Origin of the sequence: Massilia paldalensis (assembly GCF_044901715.1) — a bacterium.
Classification (GTDB): Bacteria; Pseudomonadota; Gammaproteobacteria; order Burkholderiales; family Burkholderiaceae_D; genus Telluria; species Telluria paldalensis.
Window position 1 is genome coordinate 649,684 of record NZ_JBJCIU010000001.1, and the last position, 25,394, is coordinate 675,077.

At 65.0% G+C, this 25,394-nt stretch carries 27 protein-coding genes and 1 tRNA gene; 26 read left to right on the top strand and 2 right to left on the bottom strand.

The genetic code is table 11. From position 1 onward, the window contains the following. Nucleotides 1-86 precede the first annotated feature (86 nt). Nucleotides 87-383 carry a KGG domain-containing protein gene (locus ACI1V7_RS02930; RefSeq protein ID WP_404530271.1) on the top strand — a complete coding sequence of 99 codons (297 nt, stop codon included), beginning with the start codon at nucleotides 87-89 and terminating at the stop codon, nucleotides 381-383. A 217-nt stretch (nucleotides 384-600) separates the two neighbouring features. Here the strand turns inward: ACI1V7_RS02930 and ACI1V7_RS02935 are convergent, their stop codons facing one another. Further along, a complete protein-coding gene (locus ACI1V7_RS02935; RefSeq protein ID WP_404530272.1) occupies nucleotides 601-1,923 on the bottom strand; it encodes an SGNH/GDSL hydrolase family protein in 1,323 nt (440 codons plus the stop codon). Nucleotides 1,924-2,203: 280 nt separating this feature from the next. Here ACI1V7_RS02935 and ACI1V7_RS02940 point away from each other — a divergent pair, with 280 nt between their 5' ends. From ACI1V7_RS02940 to ACI1V7_RS03060, 25 genes are all read left to right on the top strand, one after another. After that, a complete protein-coding gene (locus ACI1V7_RS02940) occupies nucleotides 2,204-3,190 on the top strand; it encodes an NAD(P)H-quinone oxidoreductase (RefSeq protein ID WP_404530273.1) in 987 nt (328 codons plus the stop codon). Between the two features lie 101 nt (nucleotides 3,191-3,291). After that, complete coding sequence (tpiA, locus tag ACI1V7_RS02945) at nucleotides 3,292-4,038, top strand: triose-phosphate isomerase (protein WP_404530274.1); 747 nt, start codon at nucleotides 3,292-3,294, stop codon at nucleotides 4,036-4,038. Nucleotides 4,039-4,253: 215 nt separating this feature from the next. Further along, a complete protein-coding gene (secG, locus tag ACI1V7_RS02950) occupies nucleotides 4,254-4,673 on the top strand; it encodes a preprotein translocase subunit SecG (protein ID WP_404530275.1) in 420 nt (139 codons plus the stop codon). A gap of 224 nt (nucleotides 4,674-4,897) precedes the next feature. Next, nucleotides 4,898-4,982 (top strand) — tRNA-Leu (locus ACI1V7_RS02955). Between the two features lie 313 nt (nucleotides 4,983-5,295). Beyond that, entirely contained in the window at nucleotides 5,296-5,655 is a 360-nt protein-coding gene (locus tag ACI1V7_RS02960; RefSeq protein WP_404530276.1) for an NADH-quinone oxidoreductase subunit A, read from the top strand. Between the two features lie 10 nt (nucleotides 5,656-5,665). Further along, nucleotides 5,666-6,142 carry a NuoB/complex I 20 kDa subunit family protein gene (locus ACI1V7_RS02965; RefSeq protein WP_135190173.1) on the top strand — a complete coding sequence of 159 codons (477 nt, stop codon included), beginning with the start codon at nucleotides 5,666-5,668 and terminating at the stop codon, nucleotides 6,140-6,142. 18 nt (nucleotides 6,143-6,160) lie between these two features. After that, nucleotides 6,161-6,754, top strand: a complete 594-nt coding sequence (locus tag ACI1V7_RS02970) for an NADH-quinone oxidoreductase subunit C (RefSeq protein WP_404530277.1) — start codon at nucleotides 6,161-6,163, stop codon at nucleotides 6,752-6,754. Beyond that, a complete protein-coding gene (locus ACI1V7_RS02975) occupies nucleotides 6,754-8,007 on the top strand; it encodes an NADH-quinone oxidoreductase subunit D (protein WP_290413649.1) in 1,254 nt (417 codons plus the stop codon). Before ACI1V7_RS02970 ends, ACI1V7_RS02975 begins: the two co-directional genes overlap by 1 nt. A 29-nt stretch (nucleotides 8,008-8,036) precedes the next feature. Next, nucleotides 8,037-8,513 (top strand): NADH-quinone oxidoreductase subunit NuoE, encoded by a 477-nt coding sequence (gene nuoE, locus ACI1V7_RS02980; RefSeq protein ID WP_290413650.1) that lies wholly within the window; start codon nucleotides 8,037-8,039, stop codon nucleotides 8,511-8,513. After that, nucleotides 8,510-9,805 (top strand): NADH-quinone oxidoreductase subunit NuoF, encoded by a 1,296-nt coding sequence (nuoF, locus tag ACI1V7_RS02985; RefSeq protein WP_404530278.1) that lies wholly within the window; start codon nucleotides 8,510-8,512, stop codon nucleotides 9,803-9,805. The genes nuoE and nuoF overlap by 4 nt, the downstream gene beginning before the upstream one ends. A 20-nt stretch (nucleotides 9,806-9,825) precedes the next feature. Then, complete coding sequence (nuoG, locus tag ACI1V7_RS02990) at nucleotides 9,826-12,156, top strand: NADH-quinone oxidoreductase subunit NuoG (protein WP_404530279.1); 2,331 nt, start codon at nucleotides 9,826-9,828, stop codon at nucleotides 12,154-12,156. 19 nt (nucleotides 12,157-12,175) lie between these two features. Continuing rightward, on the top strand, nucleotides 12,176-13,261 hold the full coding sequence (nuoH, locus tag ACI1V7_RS02995) for an NADH-quinone oxidoreductase subunit NuoH (protein WP_404530280.1): 1,086 nt from the start codon (nucleotides 12,176-12,178) through the stop codon (nucleotides 13,259-13,261). A gap of 13 nt (nucleotides 13,262-13,274) precedes the next feature. After that, a complete protein-coding gene (nuoI, locus tag ACI1V7_RS03000; protein ID WP_290413654.1) occupies nucleotides 13,275-13,763 on the top strand; it encodes an NADH-quinone oxidoreductase subunit NuoI in 489 nt (162 codons plus the stop codon). 25 nt (nucleotides 13,764-13,788) lie between these two features. After that, the gene (locus ACI1V7_RS03005) at nucleotides 13,789-14,460 is read left to right on the top strand and encodes an NADH-quinone oxidoreductase subunit J (protein WP_404530281.1); all 672 of its coding nucleotides are present in this window, start codon (nucleotides 13,789-13,791) and stop codon (nucleotides 14,458-14,460) included. Then, complete coding sequence (gene nuoK, locus ACI1V7_RS03010) at nucleotides 14,457-14,765, top strand: NADH-quinone oxidoreductase subunit NuoK (RefSeq protein ID WP_170203380.1); 309 nt, start codon at nucleotides 14,457-14,459, stop codon at nucleotides 14,763-14,765. The genes ACI1V7_RS03005 and nuoK overlap by 4 nt, the downstream gene beginning before the upstream one ends. 46 nt (nucleotides 14,766-14,811) lie before the next feature. Continuing rightward, a complete protein-coding gene (gene nuoL, locus ACI1V7_RS03015; protein ID WP_404530282.1) occupies nucleotides 14,812-16,950 on the top strand; it encodes an NADH-quinone oxidoreductase subunit L in 2,139 nt (712 codons plus the stop codon). 15 nt (nucleotides 16,951-16,965) lie between these two features. Beyond that, nucleotides 16,966-18,468, top strand: coding sequence for an NADH-quinone oxidoreductase subunit M (locus ACI1V7_RS03020; protein ID WP_404530283.1), 1,503 nt, complete (start codon nucleotides 16,966-16,968; stop codon nucleotides 18,466-18,468). Between the two features lie 21 nt (nucleotides 18,469-18,489). Then, nucleotides 18,490-20,007: an NADH-quinone oxidoreductase subunit NuoN gene (nuoN, locus tag ACI1V7_RS03025; protein ID WP_404530284.1), complete on the top strand. Its 1,518-nt coding sequence runs from the start codon at nucleotides 18,490-18,492 to the stop codon at nucleotides 20,005-20,007. 6 nt (nucleotides 20,008-20,013) lie between these two features. Beyond that, a complete protein-coding gene (locus ACI1V7_RS03030; protein WP_404530285.1) occupies nucleotides 20,014-20,346 on the top strand; it encodes a DUF2818 family protein in 333 nt (110 codons plus the stop codon). Nucleotides 20,347-20,399: 53 nt separating this feature from the next. Continuing rightward, a complete protein-coding gene (locus ACI1V7_RS03035) occupies nucleotides 20,400-20,969 on the top strand; it encodes an NUDIX domain-containing protein (RefSeq protein ID WP_404530286.1) in 570 nt (189 codons plus the stop codon). After that, complete coding sequence (locus ACI1V7_RS03040) at nucleotides 20,966-21,667, top strand: hypothetical protein (RefSeq protein WP_404530287.1); 702 nt, start codon at nucleotides 20,966-20,968, stop codon at nucleotides 21,665-21,667. Before ACI1V7_RS03035 ends, ACI1V7_RS03040 begins: the two co-directional genes overlap by 4 nt. A gap of 24 nt (nucleotides 21,668-21,691) precedes the next feature. Beyond that, a complete protein-coding gene (ispD, locus tag ACI1V7_RS03045) occupies nucleotides 21,692-22,396 on the top strand; it encodes a 2-C-methyl-D-erythritol 4-phosphate cytidylyltransferase (protein WP_404530288.1) in 705 nt (234 codons plus the stop codon). A gap of 15 nt (nucleotides 22,397-22,411) precedes the next feature. Beyond that, nucleotides 22,412-22,924, top strand: a complete 513-nt coding sequence (gene ispF / locus ACI1V7_RS03050; protein WP_404530289.1) for a 2-C-methyl-D-erythritol 2,4-cyclodiphosphate synthase — start codon at nucleotides 22,412-22,414, stop codon at nucleotides 22,922-22,924. A gap of 170 nt (nucleotides 22,925-23,094) precedes the next feature. Beyond that, complete coding sequence (locus ACI1V7_RS03055) at nucleotides 23,095-24,351, top strand: MFS transporter (RefSeq protein ID WP_404530290.1); 1,257 nt, start codon at nucleotides 23,095-23,097, stop codon at nucleotides 24,349-24,351. Between the two features lies 1 nt (nucleotide 24,352). Then, nucleotides 24,353-24,661: a hypothetical protein gene (locus tag ACI1V7_RS03060; RefSeq protein ID WP_404530291.1), complete on the top strand. Its 309-nt coding sequence runs from the start codon at nucleotides 24,353-24,355 to the stop codon at nucleotides 24,659-24,661. A 1-nt stretch (nucleotide 24,662) separates the two neighbouring features. Here the strand turns inward: ACI1V7_RS03060 and ACI1V7_RS03065 are convergent, their stop codons facing one another. Beyond that, nucleotides 24,663-25,301, bottom strand: a complete 639-nt coding sequence (locus ACI1V7_RS03065) for a hypothetical protein (protein WP_404530292.1) — start codon at nucleotides 25,299-25,301, stop codon at nucleotides 24,663-24,665. Nucleotides 25,302-25,394 lie beyond the last annotated feature (93 nt).

Genomic DNA, 25,394 nt, shown 5'->3' on the forward strand with positions numbered 1-25,394 from the left:
GAACACGGCCGATGGACTTAGGATGGCGGACCCCTCCGGACGCCGGCAGGCGCCCGTTTCCGGGGTTCCCAACCAGTGGAGGCACCATGGCAAATCAAGGCAACAAGCAGGGCGGCGATACCAGCAACCGGGGATTCGCATCGATGGATCCGCAAAAGCAGCGCGAGATCGCGTCGGAAGGCGGCAAGGCCGCGCATGCATCCGGCAATGCCCACGAATTCACGTCCGAGGAAGCGCGCCGGGCCGGATCGATGAGCCACAAGAACGATCGCAGCAGCCAGAGCGGCAGTGGCGGCAGCCAGCAGAGCGGCAACAGCGCCCGCGGCGGCACGCCGGAGCAGCATGCCAAGGCGGGTTCGCAAAGCCACAAGAACCAGAAGTAAGCCCCGAACGGACCGGATCCCGCGTACGCCGGCCATGCCGGCGAGGTCGCATCGGGGCCCGTGTGCCGTTAGCATCACACCGTCGCCCCGGCGCAGGCCGGGGTCCAATGTCGTTTCGCGCTGCGGCAAATGGGCCCCGGCCTGCGCCGGGGCGACGTCATTCGCACCGGGGCGACGTTATTGGCGCTGGTGCGGCGTCATCGACGGCGTGTCGTCGTCATTGACGTGCTGGCGCCATCTCCGTTTTCCCTGTCTTGAGCGAGCGGAACAGTTCGAGCGGCACCGCATTGCCCATCGCCTGGTAGCCCAGGTCGTTCGGATGCAGGTGGTCGCCGCTGTCGTAGGCCGGCAGGAAGCGGGCGGGATTGGCCGGGTCGCGGGTCACGCGGTCGAAGTCGATCACGCCATCGAAGGCGTCGCCGGAACGGATCCAGGCATTCACCGCCTGGCGCACGACTTCCTTTTCCGGCGAGTAGTAGCCGGCGCCTTCGAACGGCGTCAGTGTGGCGCCGTACACGGCGATGCCCTTGGCGTGGGCGCGCGCGATCACCTGGCGGTAGCCGGCGATCAGGTCGGTGGCCGTGACCGGGTTCGTCTCCGAGCTGTTGCCGATGTCGTTGATCCCGATCATCAAGGTCATGTAGCGCACGCCGTTGGTGGCCAGCACGTCGCGGTCGAAGCGCTCCTGGATGCTGCGCCCGGCCAGCGAGCCTTCCGGCGGATTCGACAGCAGGCGGTTGCCGCTGATGCCGCGGTTGACGACGCCCAGGCGCGCGTTCAGGCCGACCACGGGGTCGCGTACGGTCTGCAAGCGCCGCGCCAGCCAGTCGGGCCAGCGGTTGTTGGTGTCGGGCGTGCTGCGGGTGCCGTCCGTGATCGAATCGCCCAGCGCGACGATGGCCGCGCCGCCGCCCCCGCTGCCGCCATCGACGGCGACCTCGGTGAGGAAGGGCCAGGACAGGATCGTGCGCTGGGTGGGGAAGGTCGGGGCCGCCGTAAAGTCGCCCGGCAGCGACACGTAGTTGGTCTGGCTGGCCGTGCCGTGGATGGTCGTCGCGCCGACCGTGCCCGGCAGGTAGAGGCTGACGGCCAGGTCGGACAGGGCGGCCACGTCGAGGTCGACGGGGTCGGACAGCGCCGGCGCGCCGGGCGGCAGCACGACCCAGGCATTGCCGCCGAAGGTCAGCGGACGGTCGCTGCCGGCGACGATGTCGGCCCCGGCCGCGCGCAGGGCGACATGGGCGGCGCCGATGCGCAGCGGTGTCGTGCCCATCTCGTTCGAGACGCGGATGCGCACGCGCTTGCCCCCGATGCTGGTATGCACGACCAGGCGCAGCGTCTGGTCGGTGAAGGTCTGGGTCGTGGCCGGCAGCGGCGGCCCGCCCGGGCCGGCGCCCCAGGTGCCGGTCCAATGCTGGTCGTGCCAGTCCTGGCCCAGCGCGGGCAGGCACGGCAGCGCCAGCGCCGCGCCCAGCGTCAACGCGGCCGCGAGCAGGCGGCGGCGCCCCTTGTCCAACGACGCGTGCAGTCTCCAATCCATGGTGTTCTCCTCGTGTGGTCGGGCCCGACGCCATCGACCCGGCGCCGGATGCGCCATGCAGCAGGCATGGGCCCGTCGAGCCAATCTAGGCGGGCTCGGCATTATCGGCAAGGAGAGGGTAAGCTGGAAATTTGCGCCAGCGCAGCCGAATGCGTGATGGGCATGCAAAAGAGCATGGAATTGCGCGTTGTTAGCGATAACAGCAATGTCCGGCCTGACGCGCGCTTGGGACGTCGCCGTTCACTCGCGTACAATTGCTCTTTATTTAACTAGGTGAACTATGCGAGCTATCGAAATCACGCAGTACGGCGGCCCGGAAGTGCTGCAGCCGTGCGAGCGGCCGCTGCCCCAATTGAAGGATGGGGAAATCCTGATCAAGGTCCACGCCGCCGGCATCAACCGGCCCGACGTGTTCCAGCGCATGGGCCAGTATCCCGTGCCGCCCGGCGCCTCCGACCTGCCGGGCCTGGAAGTGGCCGGCGAGATCGTCGACGGGGACCTGTCCGGCAGCGATTTCAAGAAGGGCGACCTGGTCTGCGCGCTGGTGCAGGGCGGCGGTTATGCCGAATACTGCGCGGCGCCGCTGGCGCAATGCCTGCCCGTCCCGCAGGGCATGAGCATGGTGGAGGCGGCGGCGCTGCCGGAAACCTTCTTCACCGTGTGGAGCAATGTGTTCCAGCGCGGCGGCTTGAAGGAAGGCGAGACGCTGCTGGTGCAGGGCGGCAGCTCGGGCATCGGCACCACGGCGATCCAGGTCGCCAAGGCGCTGGGCCACCGCGTGTTCGCCACCGCCGGCAGCGACGACAAATGCCGCGCCTGCGAACGGCTGGGTGCCGAACGCGCCATCAATTACAAGACCGAGGATTTCACGGCCGTCATCAAGGAACTTACGGACGGCAAGGGTGTCGACGTGGTGCTGGACATGGTCGGCGGCGACTACGTGGCCCGCGAGATCAACTGCCTGGCCGACGATGGCCGCATCGTCATCATCGCCCTGCTGGGCGGCGCCAAGGCCAACATCGACCTGGGCCAGGTGCTGCGCCGGCGCCTGACGGTCACCGGTTCCACGCTGCGCCCGCGCCCGGTCGCGTTCAAGGCGCAGATCGCGCGCGAGCTGCGCGAGACGGTCTGGCCGCTGCTGGCGGCCGGCACCATCAAGCCGGTGATCCACCAGGTGTTTCCGCTCGAGCAGGCGTCCGAGGCCCACGCGATGATGGAAAGCAGCGCCCACGTGGGCAAGATCGTGCTCGACGTCGCGTCCAGCTGAGGAGGCGACATGGGCATGAAGACGAAGGTGCGCGTCGCTCATTGTTTGACCGTATTGTCGACGGGAGCTAGAATTGCAGGTTATTTGACGATGGGGGTCTGATGCGCACGAAACTCATCGTAGGCAATTGGAAGATGAATGGCAGCCGCGCGGTGAACGCCGGACTGCTCGAAGGCATCGTGGCCGGCCTGGACGGCGCGCGCGCCGAAGCGGCGGTCTGCGTGCCGGCGCCGTACCTGCAGCAATGCCAGGATGTATTGACCGGTACGCCGGTCGCCTGGGGCGCGCAGGACGTGTCCGTGCACGCCTGCGGCGCCTACACGGGCGAGATCTGCGCCAGCATGCTGGCCGAGTTCGCCTGCCGCTACGTGATCGTGGGCCACTCCGAGCGTCGCGCCTACCACCGCGAAAGCAGCGAGCTGGTGGCGCAGAAGGCGAGGGCGGTGCTGGCCGAGGGCATGACGCCGATCGTCTGCGTCGGCGAGACGCTGGCGCAGCGCGACGCGGGCGAAACGGTGGCGGTGGTCGGCGGCCAGCTGGGCGCGGTACTGGAACTGCTGGAGCCGGCGCAGGTGGCGCAACTGGTCGTGGCCTACGAGCCCGTCTGGGCCATCGGCACCGGCAAGAACGCCACGCCGGCCATGGCCCAGGAAGTGCATGCGGCGCTGCGCGAGCAGCTGCGCGCGCGCAACCAGGACGCGGCGCCGACGGTACGCATCCTGTACGGCGGCAGCATGAAGCCGGAGAATGCGCGGGAACTGCTGGCCCAGCCGGACATCGATGGCGGCTTGATCGGCGGGGCGGCGTTGAAGGCCAGGGATTTCCTGGCCATCATCCACGCGGCGTAAGTAGATAGTCCGTCGCCCCTGCGCAGGCAGGGGCCCAATTTCGCAAGCGCTGCCGTACTGCGCGCAATATTGGGCCCCTGCCTGCGCAGGGGCGACGTGCGGTAGCAGCAGGCCGTAGGGTGGGCGCCATGTGCCCGCCATGCGGCGGCAGTAGTACAGCAGTCCCGAAGCGAAGCATTAGCAACGTAGTAGTCAACCTTGAATGGAATATTGAAATGAACGTGTTGTTCAATCTGATCGTCGTCGTACAGGTCCTGTCCGCCCTGGCCATCATCGGCCTGGTGCTCGTCCAGCACGGCAAGGGTGCCGACATGGGCGCCGCCTTCGGTTCCGGCGCGTCCGGCAGCCTGTTCGGCGCCAGCGGTTCGTCGAACTTCCTGTCGAAGTCGACCGCCGTCGCCGCCGCGATCTTCTTCGCTTCGACGCTGGCCCTGGCCTATTTCGGCACCAACCGTCCGCACGCGGCCCCGAGCGGCGGCGTGATGGACCGCGTGACCCTGCCGGCCGCGCCGAAGGCGCCGAGCGCCGGCGATGCCGTCCCGGCAACCGCTCCGGCCGCCGCCGCGCCGGCCGCTCCGGCCGCGCCGTCGACCCAGGACGTGCCGGCCGCCCCGGCCCCGGCTCCGGCCAAGTAAGCGGTTTCCCGCGTCCCGCGCCAGCGGGGCGCGCCGTGCGCGCCCGCACGGTATGCAGGTGTACTATCCACCGGGTCTTGGCCCGGGCGCAAGCCGCGGTTCCTCGATCCGCCCGACTGTGAATACAGTTTTTAAAAAATTGAGAAAAAGAGTATTTTTCCTTGTAATAGGTCAATTTGGGCATTGAAAAATGCTGCTAGTACAGGGTAAAATGTTGGTCTCCAGCCGACGTGGTGAAATTGGTAGACACGCTATCTTGAGGGGGTAGTGGCGCAAGCTGTGCGAGTTCGAGTCTCGCCGTCGGCACCAAGATACAGAAAGCCAGCTAGGGCGCATGAGCTACGCTCCTTGCCTTAGCTGGCTTTTTTACGAGGATCTGTCGGAGGCCTTGAAAGACCGTCGCGAGCGATGGCGCTTCAGGCCCGAGAAGCCCTGCGGTATGAAACCGTTTTCTTCCGGACATATCGCGAGCCTCGAAGGTCGGAATCGATAGAGCGAGCAACGTTATTCGTGGTCTCCAGTCGTACGATTCTGGTGGAAGGCTCGAAGCCAGGATTGCGCGATGCGGTGCTGCAAACCAATGCAGTGTTTTATCAACCGATCGTTCCACTAAGGCTTCATCGTGAACCTCGAGAATTATTTCCCCGTTTTGCTCTTCATTGTGATCGGCACCGTCGTCGGCGTCGCTTCGCAAGTCCTGGGCCGTGTCGTCGGTCCCCACCGTCCCGACGCTGCCAAACTCTCCCCGTATGAATGCGGCTTCGAAGCGTTCGAAGATGCGCGCATGAAGTTCGACGTCCGGTATTACCTGGTCGCGATCCTGTTTATTTTGTTTGACTTGGAAACGGCATTCTTCTTCCCCTGGGGCGTCTCGATGCGCGAACTGGGCCTGCCGGGGTTCGTCACGATGATGGTGTTCATCGTCGAATTCATCGTGGGTTTCTGGTACATCTGGAAGAAAGGTGCCCTTGATTGGGAGTGAGGAATAAGCCATGGCAATTGAAGGCGTATTAAACGAAGGTTTTGTCACCACCACGGCTGACAAACTGATCAACTGGGCGCGCACCGGCTCGATGTGGCCGATGACGTTCGGCCTGGCTTGCTGCGCGGTCGAGATGATGCATGCGGGTGCTGCCCGTTATGACCTCGACCGCTTCGGCGTCGTGTTCCGCCCGTCGCCGCGCCAGTCGGACGTGATGATCGTGGCCGGTACCCTGTGCAACAAGATGGCGCCGGCACTGCGCAAGGTCTACGACCAGATGGCCGAGCCGCGCTGGGTGATCTCGATGGGTTCCTGCGCCAACGGCGGCGGCTACTACCACTACTCGTATTCGGTGGTGCGCGGCTGCGACCGCATCGTCCCGGTCGACGTGTACGTCCCGGGCTGCCCGCCGACTGCGGAGGCGCTGTTGTACGGCATCATCCAACTGCAGAACAAGATCAAGCGCACCAATACGATCGCGCGTTAATCCAAGCTGGTTCCTACAATGACGACAAAACTCGAAGCCCTCCAACTCGCCCTGCGCAACGTGCTGGGCGAGGGCGCTGCCATTACCGCGGCGCTGGGCGAAGTAACGGTAGTGGTGAAGGCCGCTGACTACCTGGCCTCCATGCAGAAACTGCGCGACGACCCGTCGCTGCGCTTCCAGGAGCTGGTCGACCTGTGCGGCGTCGACTATTCCTCGTACGGCGAAGGCACCTGGGACGGCCTGCGGTTCGCGGTCGTGTCGCACCTGCTCTCGATCGAACACAACTGGCGCGTGCGCGTGCGCGTGTTCGCCCCGGACGACGACATGCCGCTGGTCGATTCCATCACCGGCATCTGGCGCAACGCCAACTGGTTCGAGCGCGAGGCGTTCGACCTGTTCGGCATCCTGTTCGAAGGCCACGGCGACCTGCGCCGCATCCTGACCGACTACGGCTTCATCGGCCATCCGTTCCGCAAGGACTTCCCGATCTCGGGCTATGTCGAGATGCGCTACGACCCCGAGCAGAAGCGCGTGATCTACCAACCGGTCACGATCGAACCGCGTGAAAACATTCCGCGCGTGATCCGCGAAGAAACCTACGGGATGAAATAATGGCTGAGCTTAAGAATTACACCCTGAACTTTGGTCCGCAGCACCCGGCAGCGCACGGCGTGCTGCGTCTCGTGCTGGAACTGGACGGCGAAGTCATCCAGCGCGCCGACCCGCACATCGGCCTGCTGCACCGCGGCACCGAGAAGCTGGCCGAGACCCGCACCTACCTGCAGTCCGTGCCCTACATGGACCGCCTCGACTACGTGTCGATGATGTGCAACGAGCACGGCTACGTGATGGCCATCGAGCGCCTGCTGGGCATCGAGGTGCCCATCCGCGCGCAGTACATCCGCACGATGTTCGACGAGATCACCCGCATCCTGAACCACCTGATGTGGCTGGGCGCGCACGCGCTGGACATCGGCGCCATGGGCCCGTTCCTGTATGCCTTCCGCGACCGCGAAGACCTGTTCGACGTGTACGAGGCCGTGTCGGGCGCGCGCATGCACGCGGCCTACTACCGCCCGGGCGGCGTGTACCGCGACCTGCCGGACGTCATGCCGCAGCACAAGCCGTCGCTGATGCGCAGCCAGCGCGCCGTCGACGAACTGAACGAAACCCGCCAGGGTTCCGTGCTGGACTTCATCGAGTCCTTCACCAAGCGCTTCGACGGCTACGTCGACGAGTACGAGACCCTGCTGACCGACAACCGGATCTGGAAACAGCGTACCGTCGGCATCGGCGTGGTGACGCCGGAAGACGCGATGGGCATGGGCTTCTCGGGTCCGATGCTGCGCGGTTCGGGCATCGCCTTCGACCTGCGCAAGCACCAGCCGTACGCTGCCTACGACAAGGTGGAGTTCGACATCCCGGTCGGCACCAACGGCGACTCCTACGACCGCTACCTGGTGCGCGTGGAAGAGCTGCGCCAGGCCAACCGCATCGTCAAGCAGTGCGTCGCCTGGCTGAAGGCCAACCCGGGCCCGGTCATGACCAGCAACCACAAGGTCGCCCCGCCGTCGCGCGTGGACATGAAGACCAATATGGAATCGCTGATCCACCACTTCAAGCTGTTCACCGAAGGCTTCCACGTCCCGCCGGGCGAGGCGTATGCAGCGGTCGAGCACCCGAAGGGCGAGTTCGGCATCTACATCGTGTCCGACGGCGCCAACAAGCCGTACCGCCTGAAGATCCGCACCCCGGACTATGTCCACCTGCAGAGCCTGGATGAAATGGCGCGCGGCCACATGATCGCCGACGCCGTGACCATCATCGGCACCCAGGACATCGTGTTCGGTTCGATCGACCGCTAAGGCCGACAGTCTGAGAGGTAGAAAAGATTATGTTATCTGAGCAGTGCTATAAAAAAATCGACCGCGAATTGGCCAAGTACCCGGCCGACCAGCGCCAGTCCGCCGTGATGGCCTCACTGGCCCACGCGCAAGTCGAACAGGGATGGCTGTCGCCGGAAACGATGCAGGAAATCGCCGACTACATCGGCATGCCCGCGATCGCCGTGCAGGAAGTGGCCACCTTCTACAACATGTACAACCTGAAGCCGGTCGGCAAGCACAAGATCACCGTGTGCACCAACCTGCCGTGCGCCCTGTCGGGCGGCGAGCGCGCCGGCCAGTACCTGAAGGACAAGCTGGGCATCGGCTACAAGGACACCTCGCACGACGGCCAGTTCACGCTGGTCGAAGGCGAGTGCATGGGCGCCTGCGGCGACGCACCGGTCATGCTGGTGAATAACCACCGCATGTGCTCGTTCATGAGCGATGCCAAGATCGACGCCCTGCTGGAGGAGCTGAACAAATGACCAGCCTGCACGACCGTCACATCAAGCCGCTGATCCTGAAGGACCTGACCGGCGACAACTGGCACCTGGCCGACTACGTCAAGCGTGGCGGCTATTCGGCGCTGCGTCGCATCCTGGAAGAGGGCATCACGCCCGAGCAGATCATCGCCGACCTGAAGACCTCGGGCCTGCGCGGCCGCGGCGGCGCCGGTTTCCCGACCGGCCTGAAGTGGAGCTTCATGCCGCGCCAGTTCCCGGGCCAGAAATACCTCGTCTGCAATACCGACGAAGGCGAGCCGGGCACGTTCAAGGACCGCGACATCATCCGCTACAACCCGCACGCGCTGATCGAAGGCATGGCCATCGGCGCCTACGCGATGGGCATCACCGTGGGCTACAACTACATCCACGGCGAGATCTTCCAGGAATACCTGCGCTTCGAAGAGGCGCTGGAAGAGGCGCGCGCCGCCGGTTTCCTGGGCGATAACATCCTGGGTTCCGCTTTCAGCTTCCAGCTGCACGCGCACCACGGCTACGGCGCCTACATCTGCGGCGAAGAAACCGCGCTGCTGGAGTCGCTGGAAGGCAAGAAGGGCCAGCCGCGCTTCAAGCCGCCGTTCCCGGCCTCGTTCGGCCTGTACGGCAAGCCGACTACGATCAACAACACGGAAACCTTCGCGGCCGTGCCGTTCATCCTGAACCTGGGCGCCGCCGAGTACATGGCGCTGGGCAAGCCGAACAACGGCGGCACCAAGATCTTCTCGATCTCGGGCGACGTCGAGCGTCCGGGCAACTACGAGGTTCCGCTGGGCACCCCGTTCGCCACGCTGATGGAACTGGCTGGCGGCATGCGCGGCGGCAAGAAGATCAAGGCCGTGATCCCGGGCGGTTCGTCGGCACCGGTGGTGCGCGGCGACGTCATGATGCAGACGGACCTGGACTATGACTCGATCGCCAAGGCCGGTTCGATGCTGGGTTCGGGCGCCGTGATCGTCATGGACGAGACCCGCTGCATGGTCAAGTCGCTGCTGCGCCTGTCCTACTTCTACTACGAGGAATCGTGCGGCCAGTGCACGCCGTGCCGCGAAGGCACCGGCTGGATGTACCGCATGGTGCACCGTATCGAGAACGGCCAGGGTCGTCCGGAAGACATGGACCTGCTGAACAACATCGCCGACAACATCAAGGGCCGCACCATCTGCGCGCTCGGCGATGCGGCCGCGATGCCGGTACAGGCAATGATCAAGAACTTCCGCGAAGAGTTTGAATATCACATCGAGCACAAGCACTGCTTGGTGCCGACTTACCTCTAACCAGGTCAGGCAAAGATCAAATGGTTGAAATCGAATTAGACGGCAAGAAAGTCGAAGTCCCGCCAGGTTCCATGGTGATGGACGCCGCAAACAAACTGGGAACCTACATCCCGCACTTCTGCTACCACAAGAAGCTGTCGATTGCGGCCAACTGCCGCATGTGCCTCGTGGAAGTCGAGAAGGCACCGAAGCCGCTGCCGGCTTGCGCCACCCCGGTCTCGCCGGGCATGATCGTGCGCACCCACAGCGACAAGGCCGTGCACGCGCAGAAGTCCGTGATGGAGTTCCTGCTGATTAACCACCCGCTGGATTGCCCGATCTGCGACCAGGGCGGCGAATGCCAGCTGCAGGATCTGGCCGTCGGCTACGGCAAGGGCGAATCGCGCTACGCGGAAGAGAAGCGCGTCGTCGTGCCGAAGGAAGCCGGCCCGCTGATCTCGATGGAAGAGATGTCGCGCTGCATCCAGTGCACCCGCTGCGTGCGCTTCGGCCAGGAAGTGGCCGGCGTGATGGAGTTCGGCATGGTCGGCCGCGGCGAGCACTCGGAGATCACCACCTTCGTGGGCAAGTCGGTCGACTCCGAAGTGTCGGGCAACATGATCGACCTGTGCCCGGTCGGCGCGCTGACGAGCAAGCCGTTCCGCTACTCGGCACGTCCGTGGGAACTGCAGCGCCGCCGTTCGGTGTCGCCGCACGACTCGCTGGGCTCGAACCTGATCGTCCAGGTCAAGGGCGGCAAGGTCATGCGCGTGCTGCCGCTGGAAAACGAGCAGGTCAACGAGTGCTGGCTGTCCGACAAGGACCGCTTCTCGTATGAGGCGCTGGACAATGCCTCGCGCCTGACCGCGCCGATGATCAAGCAGGACAACAAGTGGGTCGAGACCGACTGGCAGACCGCGCTGGAATACGTCGCCCACGGCCTGCGCAACATCCGCCACGAGCACGGCGCGGATGCCATCGCCGCCGTCGCGACCGGTCACTCCACCGTCGAAGAGCTGTACCTGCTGCAGAAGGCCATGCGCGGCTTCGGCATCGAGAACGTCGACTTCCGCCTGCGCCAGAGCGATTTCGCGCTGGACGGCAGCGTCGTCCCGTCGCTGGGCATGCCGATCGCCGAGCTGTCGACGCTGTCGCGCGTGCTGGTCGTCGGCTCCTTCCTGCGCAAGGACCACCCGCTGGCCGCGCTGCGCCTGCGCGCCGCCGTCAAGTCGGGCGCGAAGCTGTCGATCGTGCACGGCTCCGCCGACGATAACCTGATCCCGACCGCGAACCGCCTGATCGCCGCACCGAGCGACTGGCTGGCCGCGCTGACCGAGATCGCCGTCGCCGTCGCCGCCGCCAAGGGCATCGCGGCGCCAAGCGGCTTCGAGGGCATCGAGGCGGGCGACGTGGCCAAGGCCATCGCCGCCACCCTGGTCGTCGAGAACGCGGCCGACATGCCGGGCGCCGTCCTGCTGGGCAATGCCGCCGCCAACCACCCGCAAGCCTCGCAGATCCACGCGCTGGCACAGTGGATCGCCGACCAGACCGGCGCCAAGTTCGGCTACTTCGTCGAAGCGGCCAACACCGTCGGCGGCTACCTGGTGAACGCCGTCTCGAAGAACGCGGCGAACCTGTTCGCGCAGCCGAAGAAAGCCTACGTGCTGCTGGGCGCCGAGCCGGAACTGGATGCCGCCAACCCGGCCCAGGCCATCGCCGCCCTGAACGGCGCCGAGATGGTCGTCGCCATGTCCGCCTTCAAGCACGGCATGGACTACGCCGACGTGCTGCTGCCGATCTCGCCGTTCAGCGAAACGGCCGGCACCTTCGTCAACTGCGAAGGCCGCGCACAGAGCTTCAACGGCACCGTCAAGCCGCTGGGCGAGACCCGTCCGGCCTGGAAAGTGCTGCGCGTGCTGGGCAACCTGCTGGGCCTGTCGGGCTTCGACTACGAGAACTCGGAAGCGATCCGCGACGAAGCGCTGGGCAAGGGCAATACCGACCTGTCCGCCAAGCTGAACAACGTGGCCAAGCTGGCCCCGACGGCAGCGCGCTACGGCAACGGCGAGCAACTGGAGCGCCTGGCCGACGTGCCGATCTATTTCGCCGACGCCATCGCGCGCCGTTCCGAGCCGCTGCTGCGCACGGCCGACGCGCAGGCGCCGCTCGCCACCATCTCGGCGCAACTGGCCGAGAAGCTGGGCGTGCAGGCCGGCGACAAGGTCGCCGTGTCGCAAGGGCAGGGCAGTGTGGTCCTGACGGCCAACGTCGACCGTCACCTGCCGGCCAACGTCGTGCGCGTGGCCGCCAGCCACGAGTCGACCGCGGTGCTGGGCGACATGTTCGGTCCGATCAACGTAGCCAAAGCATAAAGCGGGGAGATCAACAACAATGGCTATGCCTGAACTTATCAATAACCTCAACAGCGGCGGCGCGAGCCTGCTGGGCCCGACCGTCTGGCCGGTTGCCTGGACGCTGCTGAAAATCGTCTGCGTCCTGCTGCCCCTGATGGGCCTGGTGGCCTACCTGGTGCTGTGGGAGCGCAAGCTGATCGGCTGGATCCACATCCGCGTGGGTCCGAACCGCGTGGGCCCGCTAGGCCTGCTGCAGCCGATCGCCGACGCGCTGAAACTGCTGCTGAAGGAAATCGTGGTGCCCGCCAAGGCTACCCCGAGCCTGTTCGTCATCGGCCCCCTGATGACCATCATGCCGGCGCTGGCCGCCTGGTCGGTGATCCCGTTCGGCCCGGAAGTCGCGCTGGCGAACGTCAACGCGGGCCTGCTGCTGCTACTGGCGATCACCTCGATGGAGGTGTACGGCATCATCATCGCCGGCTGGTCCGCCAACTCGAAGTACTCGTTCATGGGCGCCATGCGCGCCTCGGCCCAGATGATCTCGTACGAGATCCCGATGGGCTTCGTGATGGTCGTGGTGCTGATGGTGTCGGGCAGCCTGAACTTCTCCGACATCGTCGGCGCCCAGCAGCGCGGCATGTTCGCCGAGCACGGCGTGAACATCCTGTCGTGGAACTGGCTGCCGCTGCTGCCGCTGTTCGTCATCTACATCACCTCCGGCCTGGCCGAGTGCAACCGCCACCCGTTCGACGTGGTGGAAGGCGAATCGGAAATCGTGGCCGGCCACATGGTCGAGTATTCGGGCATGTCCTACGCCATGTTCATGCTGGCCGAGTACGCCAACATGATCCTGGTCGGCGTGCTGGCATCGATCATGTTCCTGGGCGGCTGGTCGGCACCGTTCGGCTTCCTGGACATCGGCGGCGGTTTCGGCGGCTTCTTCTGGCTGTTCCTGAAAACCTTCTTCATCGTCTCCCTGTTCGTCTGGGTGCGTGGCAGCTGGCCCCGTTACCGCTACGACCAGATCATGCGCCTGGGCTGGAAAGTCTTCATTCCGCTGACCCTGATCTGGCTGGTGCTGGTTGCCGGTTGGATGCAGACGCCGTGGAACATCTGGAAGTAAGGAAGCACATCAAATGACACGAGTAAAAGAGATCCTCGGCAGCCTGATGCTGACCGAGCTGTTGAAGGGACTGGCCCTGACCGGCAAGTACGCGCTGTCGCGCAAGATCACGGTCCAGTATCCGGAAGAGAAGACCCCCATCTCGCCGCGCTTCCGCGGCCTGCATGCGCTGCGCCGCTACCCCAACGGGGAAGAGCGCTGCATCGCCTGCAAGCTGTGCGAAGCCGTGTGCCCGGCCATGGCCATCACGATCGAGTCGGCGCAGCGCGACGACGGCACCCGCCGTACGACGCGCTACGACATCGACCTGACCAAGTGCATCTTCTGCGGCTTCTGCGAAGAATCGTGCCCGGTCGACTCGATCGTCGAGACCCAGGTGCTCGAATACCACGGCGAGAAACGCGGCGACCTGTACTACACCAAGGAAATGCTCCTGGCCGTGGGCGACCGCTACGAGAACGACATCGCAGCCGCACGCGAAGCCGATGCGAAGTACCGCTAATAACAAGAGGGCACAAGCGTAAGTCATGGATTTCACAACCGTTCTTTTCTACGTGTTCTCGGCCGTCATGGTAGTGGCCGGGTTGCGCGTCATCACCGCCAGGAACCCGGTCCACGCCGCGCTGTTCCTGGTGCTCGCGTTCTTCAACGCTGCCGGCATCTGGATGCTGCTGAAGGCCGAGTTCCTGGCCATCGTGCTGGTGCTGGTCTACGTCGGCGCCGTCATGGTGCTGTTCCTGTTCGTCGTCATGATGCTCGACATTAACGTCGACCGCCTGCGCGAAGGCATGTGGGGCTACCTGCCGCTGGCATCCATCATCGGCGCGCTGATCGTGCTGGAGATGGCCGCCGTCCTGTGGCGCGGCTTCCTGGGCACCGGCGCGGCGCCGACCGAAGCGACCGTGGGCCACATCGGCGGCACCAAGGAGCTGGGCAAGCTGATCTACACCCAGTACATCTACGGCTTCGAGATCGCCGGCCTGATCCTGCTGGTGGCCATCATCGCCGCCGTGGCCCTGACCCTGCGCAAGCGCAAGGACACCAAGGCCATCGACCCGGGCGTCGCCGTCCGCGTCAAACGCAACGACCGCCTGAAGATCGTCAAGGTCCAGGCGGTGAACCAGAAGGCGATCGACGATGCTGCCATTGCAGCCGCCGCTGCCGCTGCTGCACAAAGCGACAACAAGGAGGCGCAATGACCGTATCGCTCGCTCACTACCTGATCCTGGGCGCGATCCTGTTCGCGATCTCCGTGGTCGGCATTTTCCTGAACCGGAAGAACATCATCATCCTGCTGATGGCCATCGAACTGATGCTGCTGGCGGTGAACCTGAACTTCGTGGCGTTCTCGCACTATCTGGGGGACGCGGCAGGGCAGATCTTCGTGTTCTTCATCCTGACTGTCGCGGCCGCCGAATCGGCGATCGGCCTGGCGATCCTGGTGGTCCTGTTCCGTAACCTGGACACGATCAACGTGGAAGACCTCGACAGCCTGAAGGGCTGAGCGGTTTGTTCGGTCAACCTCCTCGATAAATAAGAAAAGGTTCATTATGGCGGGGCAACTCAACCCTAATCTCTTGCTGGCGGTGCCACTCGCACCGCTCGTGGGCTCGGCGATCGCCGGCCTGCTCGGCACCAAGTTCTTCGGCAACGTCGTCGGCCGCAAGGTGTCGCATACCGCGACCATCCTCGGCGTGTTCGTGGCGCTCGTCATCTCGGTCATGACCCTGATGGACGTGATGGGCGGCGCCACCTTCAATGGCGATGTCTATACCTGGATGACCATCGGCACCATGAAGATGGCCGTCGGCTTCCAGATCGATTCGCTGTCGGCGATGATGATGTGCGTGGTGACCTCGGTCTCCCTGATGGTGCACATCTACACGATCGGCTACATGGCCGAGGACGACGGTTACAACCGCTTCTTCTCGTACATCTCGCTGTTCACGTTCTCGATGCTGATGCTGGTCATGTCCAACAACTTCCTGCAGCTGTTCTTCGGCTGGGAAGCGGTGGGCCTGGTCTCCTACCTGCTGATCGGTTTCTGGTACACCCGCCCGACCGCGATCTTCGCGAACATGAAGGCGTTCCTGGTGAACCGCGTCGGCGACTTCGGCTTCATCCTCGGCATCGGCCTGCTGCTGGCCGCCACCGGCACGATGAACTACGGCGAGACCTTCGCGAAAGCCGGTGCATTGTCCGCGATGACCGTGCCGGGCACCTCGTGGCCGCTGCTGACCGCCGCCTGCATCTGCCTGTTCATCGGCGCGATGGGCAAGTCGGCGCAGTTCCCGCTGCACGTGTGGCTGCCTGACTCGATGGAAGGCCCGACCCCGATCTCGGCACTGATTCACGCCGCGACCATGGTTACCGCCGGCATCTTCATGGTGACCCGCATGTCGCCGCTGTTCGAGCTGTCGGACACCGCGCTGTCCTTCATCATCGTCATCGGTTCGATCACCGCGCTGTTCATGGGCTTCCTGGGCATCATCCAGAACGACATCAAGCGCGTCGTCGCATACTCAACGCTGTCGCAGCTGGGCTACATGACCGTGGCGCTGGGCGTCTCGGCCTACAACGTGGCCGTGTTCCACCTGATGACCCACGCGTTCTTCAAGGCGCTGCTGTTCCTCGGCGCGGGTTCCGTCATCATCGGCATGCACCACGACCAGGACATGCGCAACATGGGCGGCCTGCGCAAGTACATGCCGATCACCTGGATCACCTCGCTGCTGGGCTCGCTGGCCCTGATCGGTACCCCGTTCTTCTCGGGCTTCTACTCGAAGGATTCGATCATCGAGGCCGTGCACGCATCGCACCTGTGGGGTTCGGGCTTCGCCGCGTTCTCCGTGACGGCCGGCGTGTTCATCACCGCGTTCTACTCCTTCCGCATGTACTTCCTGGTGTTCCACGGGGAAGAGCGTTTCGGCAAGGCGCATGCGCATGACGATCATTCGCACGGCGACGCGTCGCACCGCCACGACGCCCACAAGCAAGCCGTGGCCGCGGCGCACGACGCCCACGATCCGCACGCGCTGCACGATTCGGACGCGCACCACGAAGAGGAAGAAGACGATCACGGCCACCACGGCCTGGCCCCGGGCCAGAAGCCGCACGAGTCGCCGCTGGTGGTCACGCTGCCGCTGATCCTGCTGGCGATCCCGTCGGTCATCATCGGCTTCTTCGCGATCGGCCCCATGCTGTTCGGCGACTTCTTCAAGAACGTCATCTTCATCGGCGAGAACCACCCGGCGATGGAAGAACTGGCCCACGAGTTCCACGGCGCCGCCGCGATGGGCATCCATGCCTTCACGACCGCACCGTTCTGGCTCGCACTGGCCGGCGTCGTTGCCGCCTACTACTGCTACATGATCAATCCGCGCGTGCCGGCTGCCTTCTACAAGGCGCTGAAGCCGATCCACACCCTGCTGGACAACAAGTACTACATGGACAAGTTCAATGAAGTCGTGTTCGCCGGCGGCGCACGCCTGCTGGGCAAGGGCCTGTGGCAGGTGGGCGATCGCGCGCTGATCGACGGCTTCGTCGTCAACGGCAGCGCCAAGCTGGTGGGTTGGTTCTCGACCATCGTCCGTACGTTCCAAACCGGTTACATCTACCACTATGCGTTCGTGATGATCCTGGGCGTGCTGGGTACGCTGCTGTACTTCTTCCCGTTCTGGCAGGCCTAAAAGAGAGAAAAACAAATGCAGTCCACGATTTCAACCTTTCCTCCATATTTGAGCCTGTCGGTCTGGCTGCCGATCCTGTTCGGCGTGCTGATCCTGGCCGTCGGCCGCGACAGCAAGGCGGGTTTCACCCGCGTGCTGGCGCTGGTCGGTTCGATCGTCAGCTTCCTGCCGACGATCCCGTTGTTCACGCAGTTCAGCAATAGCGCCCACGGACCGCAGTTCGTGGAAAAAGCCGCCTGGATCGAACGCTTCAACATCCAGTACTACCTCGGCATCGACGGCCTCTCGCTGTGGTTCGTGCCGCTGACCGCCTTCATCACGATCATCGTCGTGATCTCGGCCTGGGAAGTCATCACGGAACGCGTGGCCCAGTACATGGGTTCCTTCCTGCTGCTGTCGGGCCTGATGATCGGCGTGTTCGTCGCGCTGGACGGCCTGCTGTTCTACTTCTTCTTCGAAGCCACCCTGATCCCGATGTTCATCATCATCGGCGTGTTCGGCGGACCGAACCGCGTGTACGCGGCCTTCAAGTTCTTCCTGTACACGTTCATGGGTTCGCTGCTGACGCTGGTCGCAATCATCTACCTGTACAACAAGTCGGGCGGTTCCTTCGACATCCTGGCATGGCACAACGTCAAGCTGTCGATGACGGAGCAGGTGCTGATCTTCCTGGCCTTCCTGATGGCCTTCGGCGTCAAGGTCCCGATGTGGCCGGTGCACACCTGGCTGCCGGACGCCCACGTGGAAGCGCCGACCGGCGGTTCCGTCGTGCTGGCCGCGATCATGCTGAAGCTGGGCGGCTACGGCTTCCTGCGTTTCTCGCTGCCGATCGCCCCGGACGCCTCGCACTACCTGGCCCCCCTGATCATCGTGCTGTCGCTGATCGCCGTGATCTACGTCGGCCTCGTCGCGATGGTGCAGGCCGACATGAAGAAACTGGTCGCCTACTCGTCGATCGCCCACATGGGCTTCGTCACGCTGGGCTTCTTCATCTTCAACGAGATCGGCGTGCAGGGCGGCATCGTGCAGATGATCTCGCACGGCTTCGTGTCGGGCGCCATGTTCCTGTGCATCGGCGTGCTGTATGACCGCATGCACTCGCGCCAGATCGCCGACTACGGTGGCGTCGTGAACACGATGCCGAAGTTCGCCGCCTTCTCGGTGCTGTTCGCCATGGCCAACTGCGGCCTGCCGGCCACCTCGGGCTTCGTAGGCGAATTCATGGTCATCCTGGGCGCCGTCCAGTTCAACTTCTGGACCGGCCTGCTGGCCGCCACCGCCCTGATCCTGGGCGCGGCGTACTCGCTGTGGATGGTCAAGCGCGTCGTGTTCGGCAAGATCGGCAACAAGCACGTCGCCGAACTGGTCGACCTGAACGGCCGCGAGTTCTTCATGCTGGGCGTGCTCGCCATCCTGACCATCTACATGGGCCTGTATCCGGCGCCGTTCACCGACACGATGCAAGTCTCGGTCGCGGACCTGCTGCAGCACGTGTCGGTCAGCAAGCTGCCCCAATAAGCCAAGCGGACCCTATAACAAATGAATCCCATGATTGACACTACTGTTGCGACGGCGGCCTACGATTTCGGGCCAATCCACGCAGAAATCTTCCTGGTGATCGCGTCCTGCGCCATTCTTCTGATCGACATGTTCCAGAAGAAGGACAGCAAGCGTAACCTGACCTACGTGCTGTCGCTGCTGACCCTCGTGGTCTGCGCCGGCATCACCTATGCCGACTTCAGTGCCGGCACCACCGCCTACACGTTCCACAACATGTTCGTGTCGGATCCGATGGCGAACCTGCTCAAGCTGTTCACCTACCTGGCCGTGGGCGTGACCCTCGTGTATTCGCGCCAGTACGCCGACGAGCGCGGCATGATGTCGGGGAACATGGGCGGCGAGTTCTACGTCCTCGCCCTGTTCACGACGCTGGGCCAGATGATCATGATCTCCGGCAATAACATGCTGCCGATCTACCTGGGCCTGGAAATGATGTCGCTGTCGCTGTATGCGCTGGTGGCGATCCGCCGCGACCACGCGACCTCGACCGAAGCCTCGATGAAGTACTTCATCCTGGGTTCGCTGGCCTCGGGCTTCATGCTCTACGGTATCTCGATGATCTACGGCGCCACCGGTTCGCTGGACATCACCGCGATCTCGAACGCCATCACGGCCGGTACCGAGAAGCACACGATCCTCGTGTTCGGCCTCGTGTTCGTCGTGGCCGGCATGGCCTTCAAGCTGGGCGCCGTGCCGTTCCACATGTGGGTGCCGGACGTGTACCAGGGTTCGCCGACGGCCGTCACGCTGCTGCTGGGCGCCGCGCCGAAGCTGGCCTCGTTCGCCATGATGATCCGCATCCTCGTCGAAGGCCTGCTGCCGCTGGCGTTCGACTGGCAGCAGATGCTGCTGGCGCTGGCCGTGCTGTCGCTGGGCCTGGGCAACCTGACCGCGATCGCGCAGACCAACCTCAAGCGCATGCTGGCCTATTCGACCATCGCGCAGCTGGGCTTCGTCCTGCTGGGCATGGCCGCGGGCGTGGTCGGCGGCAACGCGGCCAACGCCGCCACCGCCTACAGCGCGTCGATGTACTACACGATCACCTACGTGCTGACCACGCTGGGCAGCTTCGGCCTGATCATGATGCTGGCGCGCTCGGGCTTCGAAGCCGAGGAAATCGCCGACTTCAAGGGCCTGGCCAAGCGCAGCCCGTGGTACGCGATCGTCATGACCGTGCTGATGTTCTCGCTGGCCGGCGTGCCGCCGATGATGGGCTTCATGGCCAAGTGGGCCGTGCTGCAGGCGGTGGTCGCCACCGGCCAGCTGTGGCTCGCCATCGTGGCCGTGCTGTTCTCACTGATCGGCGCGTTCTACTACCTGCGCGTGGTCAAGACCATCTGGTTCGACGAGGTCGCCGATGCGAGCCCGATCTCGACCCCGATGGACATGCGCGTCGTGCTGTCGCTGAACGGCATCCTGGTCGTGGTGCTGGGCATCATGCCGGGCGGCCTGCTGGCGGCCTGCCTGTCGGCCATGACCAAGACCCTCGGTTCCTGATCGGCCGTGGATACCACGCTCGCAGCCTGGTTGGTGATCGCGGTCGCGATCGCGTTCGCCAACCTGCCGTTCCTCAATGAGCGCGTGTTCGGCTTCATCCCCGTGAAGCCGGCACTGGGCAAGGCGCACGCCAAGTACTTCGTCGTGCGCCTTCTCGAGTTGTTTGTCTTATACTTCGTCGTCGGCGGATTGGCCCGTTTGCTCGAAACCCAGATCGGGAATGCATTTACCCAGACCTGGGAGTTCTACGCGATCACGGCCTGCCTGTTCGTCGTGCTGGCGTTTCCCGGTTTCGTAGGCCGCTACCTGCTGAAACGGAAAACGGCACGCCCCGCCTGACCGCCGGAGTCCGACAGCTCCGGTGACCGATCAACGATCACACCGGAGCTTGCTTGGAACCCTCTGACGATTCCCACCTGAGAGAAACCCGCATCGATGGCGAGCTCGCCTACGACGGGCACTTCCTGAAAGTCACCCGCGACCGCATCCGCCTGCCCGACGGCAAGGAGTCGAAGCGCGAATTCATCCGCCATCCCGGCGCCGTCGTGATCCTGCCGCTGCTGGACGACGGCCGCGTGCTGCTGGAGCGCCAGTACCGCTACCCGAACGACCGCGTCTTCATCGAATTCCCGGCCGGGAAGATCGACCCGGGCGAGGCCTCGCTGGCATCGGCCAAGCGCGAGCTCGAGGAAGAGACGGGCTACACGGCGAGCGAGTGGCACTTCGTCTGCACGATCCACAACGCCATCGCCTATTCCGACGAGCACCTCGACCTGTTCCTGGCGCGCGGCCTCGTGGCCGGCGAGGCCAAGCTGGACGACGGCGAGTTCCTCGAGACGTTCACGGCCACCGTGCCCGAGCTGCTCGAGATGATCAAGCGCGGCGAGATCACCGACGTCAAGACGGTGATCGGCACGTTCTGGCTGGAGAAATTCCTGGCAGGCACCTGGACACCCACGTGAACCTGGCCTCGCAGCTGTTGCTGGGATGGGCGCTGCTCGCCTGCGCGGGCACCTGCGCGGCGCGCAGCGCCTTCCAGCAACGCTGCGAGGAAGCCGCCGGCAAGGCCGGCGCCACGTTCTCCTCGCGCGATGCCGGCTACCGGGTCGACAACACCCTGTCGTGGCGCGCGCTGACGCAACTGAAGCGCGTCGCAGTCAGAAACGGGCTCGTGCTGGGCCTGACGCGCGCCGAATCGCGCGTGTCCATCAAGGTCGACGGCGTGCTGCTGGAAGAGCCGGGCGGCGCGAACGAATGCGTGATGCCGCAGGTCGACGTGACGCTGTACTATCCGCCCATCGTCATCTACGTCAGCAGCGAATTCGCGCCGGACACCTGTTCGTACCGCGAGATACTCGCCCACGAAATGCGACATCTCAACACCTACCTGGACTTTCTGCCGAAAGTGGAAGAGCGCATCCGCATCCGCCTGGCGCGGCGCTTCAGCGGCAAGCCCCTGTACGCGCGCCGCGGCCAGGCGCGCAGCCTGCTGCAGGCCGAGATCGACGCCAACTGGATGCCCTACATCAAAGCCGAGATGATGCGCGTGGAGCGCCTGCAGGCGGCGATCGACAGTCCCGTCGAATACGCGCGTCTCAGCAAAGTTTGCCAAGGTGAGGTACAGTCTCTTATTGGATCGACAAGACGGCCAGGCTCGTAATCTGCAGCTCGTCACTGAACTTACATGACTCAAGCACCGCGTTACTTCGCATTAATTCCCGCAGCAGGCGTCGGCTCCCGCATGGGGGCCGCCAGCCCGAAGCAGTACCTCAAGATCGGCGGCAAGCCCATGCTGCGCCATACGCTCGACGCTTTCCTGTCCAGCGAGCTGATCGCCCATACCTTCGTCGTCGTCAGCCCGGACGACCCGTACATCGACGGGGTCGCGCCCAGCCACGGCGTGACGGTGCTGCGCTGCGGCGGCGACAGCCGCATGGAATCCGTGCGCAACGGCCTGGCCGTACTGGCCAACACGCTGGCCGACACGGACTGGGTGCTGGTGCACGACGCCGCCCGCCCGGGCCTGACGGCCGAACTGATCGAAAAACTCGTGACGGCCACCGGCGACCACCCGGCCGGGGGCCTGCTGGCGCTGCCCGTGGTCGACACCGTCAAGCGCTGCATCGACGGCGAGGCGGCCGGCACCATTCCCCGCAATGGCCTGTGGCTCGCCCAGACCCCGCAGATGTTCCGCTACCAGCTGCTGCGCGAGGCGCTCAACGCCGCCACCGACCCGAACACGATTACCGACGACGCCAGTGCGGTTGAAGCGCTCGGATTGAGCCCAAGATTGGTGGAAGGCCATCCGCGCAACCTGAAGGTCACGCTGCCGGAAGACATCCGCATCGCCGAGATCTACCTGGCGGTCTCCCAACCCGAATTCGTCTAAGACGCAAGACACACCATGGCACTCGCATCGTACAACCCAACCCCGCCGTTTCGCATCGGAACCGGCTATGACTGCCACGCCCTGGTCGAGGGCCGCAAGCTGATCGTCGGCGGCGTGACCATCCCGCACCGCCTGGGCCTGCTGGGCCACTCGGACGCCGACGTCCTGCTGCACGCGATCATCGACGCCATGCTGGGCGCCGCCGGCCTGGGCGACATCGGCAAGCACTTCCCGGACACGGACCCCATGTTCGCGGGCGCCGACTCGCGCACGCTGCTGCGCGAAGTGGCGCACCGCGTCGTGGCCACCGGCTACACGATCGGCAACATCGACGCCACCATCATCGCCCAGCAGCCGAAGATGGGCCCGCACATCCCGCAGATGGTCTCGCGCATCGCCGAGGACATCGGCGTGTCGCCGCAGCAGGTGAACATCAAGGCCAAGACCAACGAGAAGCTGGGCTTCCTCGGCCGTGAGGAGGGCATGGCGGCGCAGGCGACGGCGTTGCTGGTCAGGGCGGAAGCGTAAGCGATACGCACGCTCGCCAGCACGTCGCCCCTGCGAAGGCAGGGGCCCAATGTTGCAAGCGCAGCCGTACAGCATGCGAAATTAGGCCCCCGCCTGCGCGGGGGCGACGGTGGTTTACGGCAGCGCCCCTTCACCGCGATAATGGCAGAACCAACAATAATGGGGACGCCATGACGAACGCACCTGCGATGAGCCCGCGAAGCGCCTGGCTGCTGATCCTGTCCGCCAGCGCCATCCTGATGCTGACGATGGCCGCGCGCCTCACCACGGGCCTGTTCCTCTCGCCCATCAACACGGCCACCGGCCTGGGCATCGCTTCGATCAGTTTCGCCATGGCGGTCGGCCAGTTCATGTGGGGCGCGTCGCAACCCGTGTTCGGCGCCGTCGCCGACAAGTACGGCCCGGGGCGCGTGATCGTGCTGGGCGGCGTCCTGCTGGCTGCCGGGCTGGCCGCCACGCCCTTCGTGTCCTCGCAATGGGGCCTGCTGTTCACGCTCGGCGTGCTGTCCGCGGCCGGGGCCGGGGCAGGGAGCTTCTCGATCCTGATCGGCGCCACCGCCCAGCGCCTGCCGCCCGAGCGGCGCGCCTTCGCGTCCGGCTTCATCAATGCCGGCGGCTCCTTCGGCCAGTTCGTCTTCGCTCCCGCCGTGCATGCCCTCATCGCCGCCTTCGGCTGGGTCAGCGCGATGTGGGCGCTGGCCGCGACCACGCTGCTGACGATCCCGCTGGCCCGTCCCCTGAGCGGCAAGCCGGCCGCCGCGGCATCGGGCGCCAGCGCCAGCGTCGCCGGTCATGGCGCATTGCCGGCACTCACGCTGGGCCGCCAGCTGCGCGAGGCCATGCGCGACCGCAGCTACCTGTGCCTGCACGCGGGCTTCTTCACCTGCGGCTTCCATATCGCCTTCCTCGTCACCCACCTGCCGGGCGAGGTGGCGCTGTGCAGCCTGCCGGCGGCCGTGTCGGCGACGTCGCTGGGCCTGATCGGCCTCTTCAACATCTTCGGTTCGCTGACGGCCGGCGCGCTGGGACAGCGCTACCGCATGAAATGGCTGCTGGCGCTGATGTACGGCAGCCGCGCCGTCATCATCGCCCTGTACCTCGTCGCGCCCAAGACGCCGGCGACGTTCTACGTGTTCGCCGCCGCGCTGGGCTTCACCTGGCTGGCCACCGTGCCGCCGACGGCGGGCCTGGTCGGCAAGCTGTTCGGCATGCGCTACCTGTCGACCCTGTTCGGCCTGACGCTGCTGTCGCACCAGGTCGGCGGCTTCTTCGGCGCCTGGCTGGGCGGGCTCGCCGTCGTGCGATTCGGCGATTATGCGTGGATGTGGTACGCGGACATCGTGCTGGCGGTCCTCGCCGCCCTCGTCAACCTGCCGATCCGCGAAGCGCCCGTCGCCAGGCCCGTCGCCGTCGCGGCCGAGGCCTGACATGGCACGCGACCCCTGGGCCTATCGCGACGTGGCGGTCGAATCCGTGTGCGACGCGCGCACGGGCCGCCTGCGCATCAAGCCGGTGGCGGGGCAGGCCTATGCCACGTCGATGCGGGTGCAGTGCGCGCGGGCGCTGGCCGACCCGGAACGCTATCCGGCCGGCACGCGCTTCCTGATCCGCGCGAAGCTCACGGACCGCGACGGCGGGCCGCCGTTCCTGTATGCCTGGCATGGCGACCCGGTCAGGGTCTTGAGCCCGCGCGAGGCGGAATCCTTCCTGGACGAATACCGGCGCCGCCGGATCTGAGTCAATCCGTGCGGAAGCGTGGAGCGAATGCCAGTTCCGGCGCGGGACAGTGGGCGACGGCTTCCGGTTTCTCCGCATTGTTTTCGCGACGCACATAGCACTCGTCGAACACCGAGCAGTAGCAGGCCGAGACGGCAATGTCCTTCATGCTGCGGTGGAGCGTATCGAAGTCGGCATTGGCATGGGGCTGCTCGGTCCACGTGAACAGTTTGACGGATGCACGCGGCGGAATCAGTGCATTGACGACATTGCCGCGCCGGTCCACGCCACTCGTGTCGTGCGCCTTCGTGGCGCAGCAGGCATCCAGCAGGTCGTCGATATTCGCCACCGGCTTGCCCTTGTAGCGCAGCTCCACCCATTCGACGCGGGCCGGGCCGACGCCGTTGTTGGCCAGCAGGTATTCGACGACACGGCGGTTGCGGTCGGTGCCGGGCAAGGGGATGTCCGAGCCCATCGAGCGCATCAGGTCGACATACGGATAACTGTTGGCCGCCACCAGTTTTTCCATCGAATGCGCCGAATGGATGCCGAGCCATAGCGATACCAGCGAGACGACGGTGGCGCAGACGCCCAGCACGATGTCGAGCCAGCGCAGGCCGGTGCCGTGGGGATGGTGGTGATGGTGACTTTCGTGCTCCAAGCGTGCCTCCCGGTATCGATACAAATCAACAAGTGTAGCGATTGGCAAGCCCGGAAGATACGCGCTTTTTCACGCGCGGCTTGGTGGATCGCG

Bases quoted from the DNA above. Each gene is read 5' to 3' on its own strand.
- ACI1V7_RS03055 (WP_404530290.1), top strand. From the start codon at position 23,095: ATGACGAACGCACCTGCGATGAGCCCGCGAAGCGCCTGGCTGCTGATC.
- nuoE (WP_290413650.1), top strand. From the start codon at position 8,037: ATGTTATCTGAGCAGTGCTATAAAAAAATCGACCGCGAATTGGCCAAG.
- nuoL (WP_404530282.1), top strand. From the start codon at position 14,812: ATGGCGGGGCAACTCAACCCTAATCTCTTGCTGGCGGTGCCACTCGCA.
- ACI1V7_RS02940 (WP_404530273.1), top strand. From the start codon at position 2,204: ATGCGAGCTATCGAAATCACGCAGTACGGCGGCCCGGAAGTGCTGCAG.
- ACI1V7_RS02935 (WP_404530272.1), bottom strand. From the start codon at position 1,923: ATGGATTGGAGACTGCACGCGTCGTTGGACAAGGGGCGCCGCCGCCTG.
- secG (WP_404530275.1), top strand. From the start codon at position 4,254: ATGAACGTGTTGTTCAATCTGATCGTCGTCGTACAGGTCCTGTCCGCC.
- nuoN (WP_404530284.1), top strand. From the start codon at position 18,490: ATGAATCCCATGATTGACACTACTGTTGCGACGGCGGCCTACGATTTC.
- ispD (WP_404530288.1), top strand. From the start codon at position 21,692: ATGACTCAAGCACCGCGTTACTTCGCATTAATTCCCGCAGCAGGCGTC.
- ACI1V7_RS02930 (WP_404530271.1), top strand. From the start codon at position 87: ATGGCAAATCAAGGCAACAAGCAGGGCGGCGATACCAGCAACCGGGGA.
- nuoG (WP_404530279.1), top strand. From the start codon at position 9,826: ATGGTTGAAATCGAATTAGACGGCAAGAAAGTCGAAGTCCCGCCAGGT.
- tpiA (WP_404530274.1), top strand. From the start codon at position 3,292: ATGCGCACGAAACTCATCGTAGGCAATTGGAAGATGAATGGCAGCCGC.
- ACI1V7_RS03005 (WP_404530281.1), top strand. From the start codon at position 13,789: ATGGATTTCACAACCGTTCTTTTCTACGTGTTCTCGGCCGTCATGGTA.
- ACI1V7_RS02970 (WP_404530277.1), top strand. From the start codon at position 6,161: ATGACGACAAAACTCGAAGCCCTCCAACTCGCCCTGCGCAACGTGCTG.
- nuoI (WP_290413654.1), top strand. From the start codon at position 13,275: ATGACACGAGTAAAAGAGATCCTCGGCAGCCTGATGCTGACCGAGCTG.
- nuoF (WP_404530278.1), top strand. From the start codon at position 8,510: ATGACCAGCCTGCACGACCGTCACATCAAGCCGCTGATCCTGAAGGAC.
- ispF (WP_404530289.1), top strand. From the start codon at position 22,412: ATGGCACTCGCATCGTACAACCCAACCCCGCCGTTTCGCATCGGAACC.
- ACI1V7_RS02965 (WP_135190173.1), top strand. From the start codon at position 5,666: ATGGCAATTGAAGGCGTATTAAACGAAGGTTTTGTCACCACCACGGCT.
- ACI1V7_RS03020 (WP_404530283.1), top strand. From the start codon at position 16,966: ATGCAGTCCACGATTTCAACCTTTCCTCCATATTTGAGCCTGTCGGTC.
- ACI1V7_RS03060 (WP_404530291.1), top strand. From the start codon at position 24,353: ATGGCACGCGACCCCTGGGCCTATCGCGACGTGGCGGTCGAATCCGTG.
- nuoH (WP_404530280.1), top strand. From the start codon at position 12,176: ATGGCTATGCCTGAACTTATCAATAACCTCAACAGCGGCGGCGCGAGC.
- ACI1V7_RS02975 (WP_290413649.1), top strand. From the start codon at position 6,754: ATGGCTGAGCTTAAGAATTACACCCTGAACTTTGGTCCGCAGCACCCG.
- nuoK (WP_170203380.1), top strand. From the start codon at position 14,457: ATGACCGTATCGCTCGCTCACTACCTGATCCTGGGCGCGATCCTGTTC.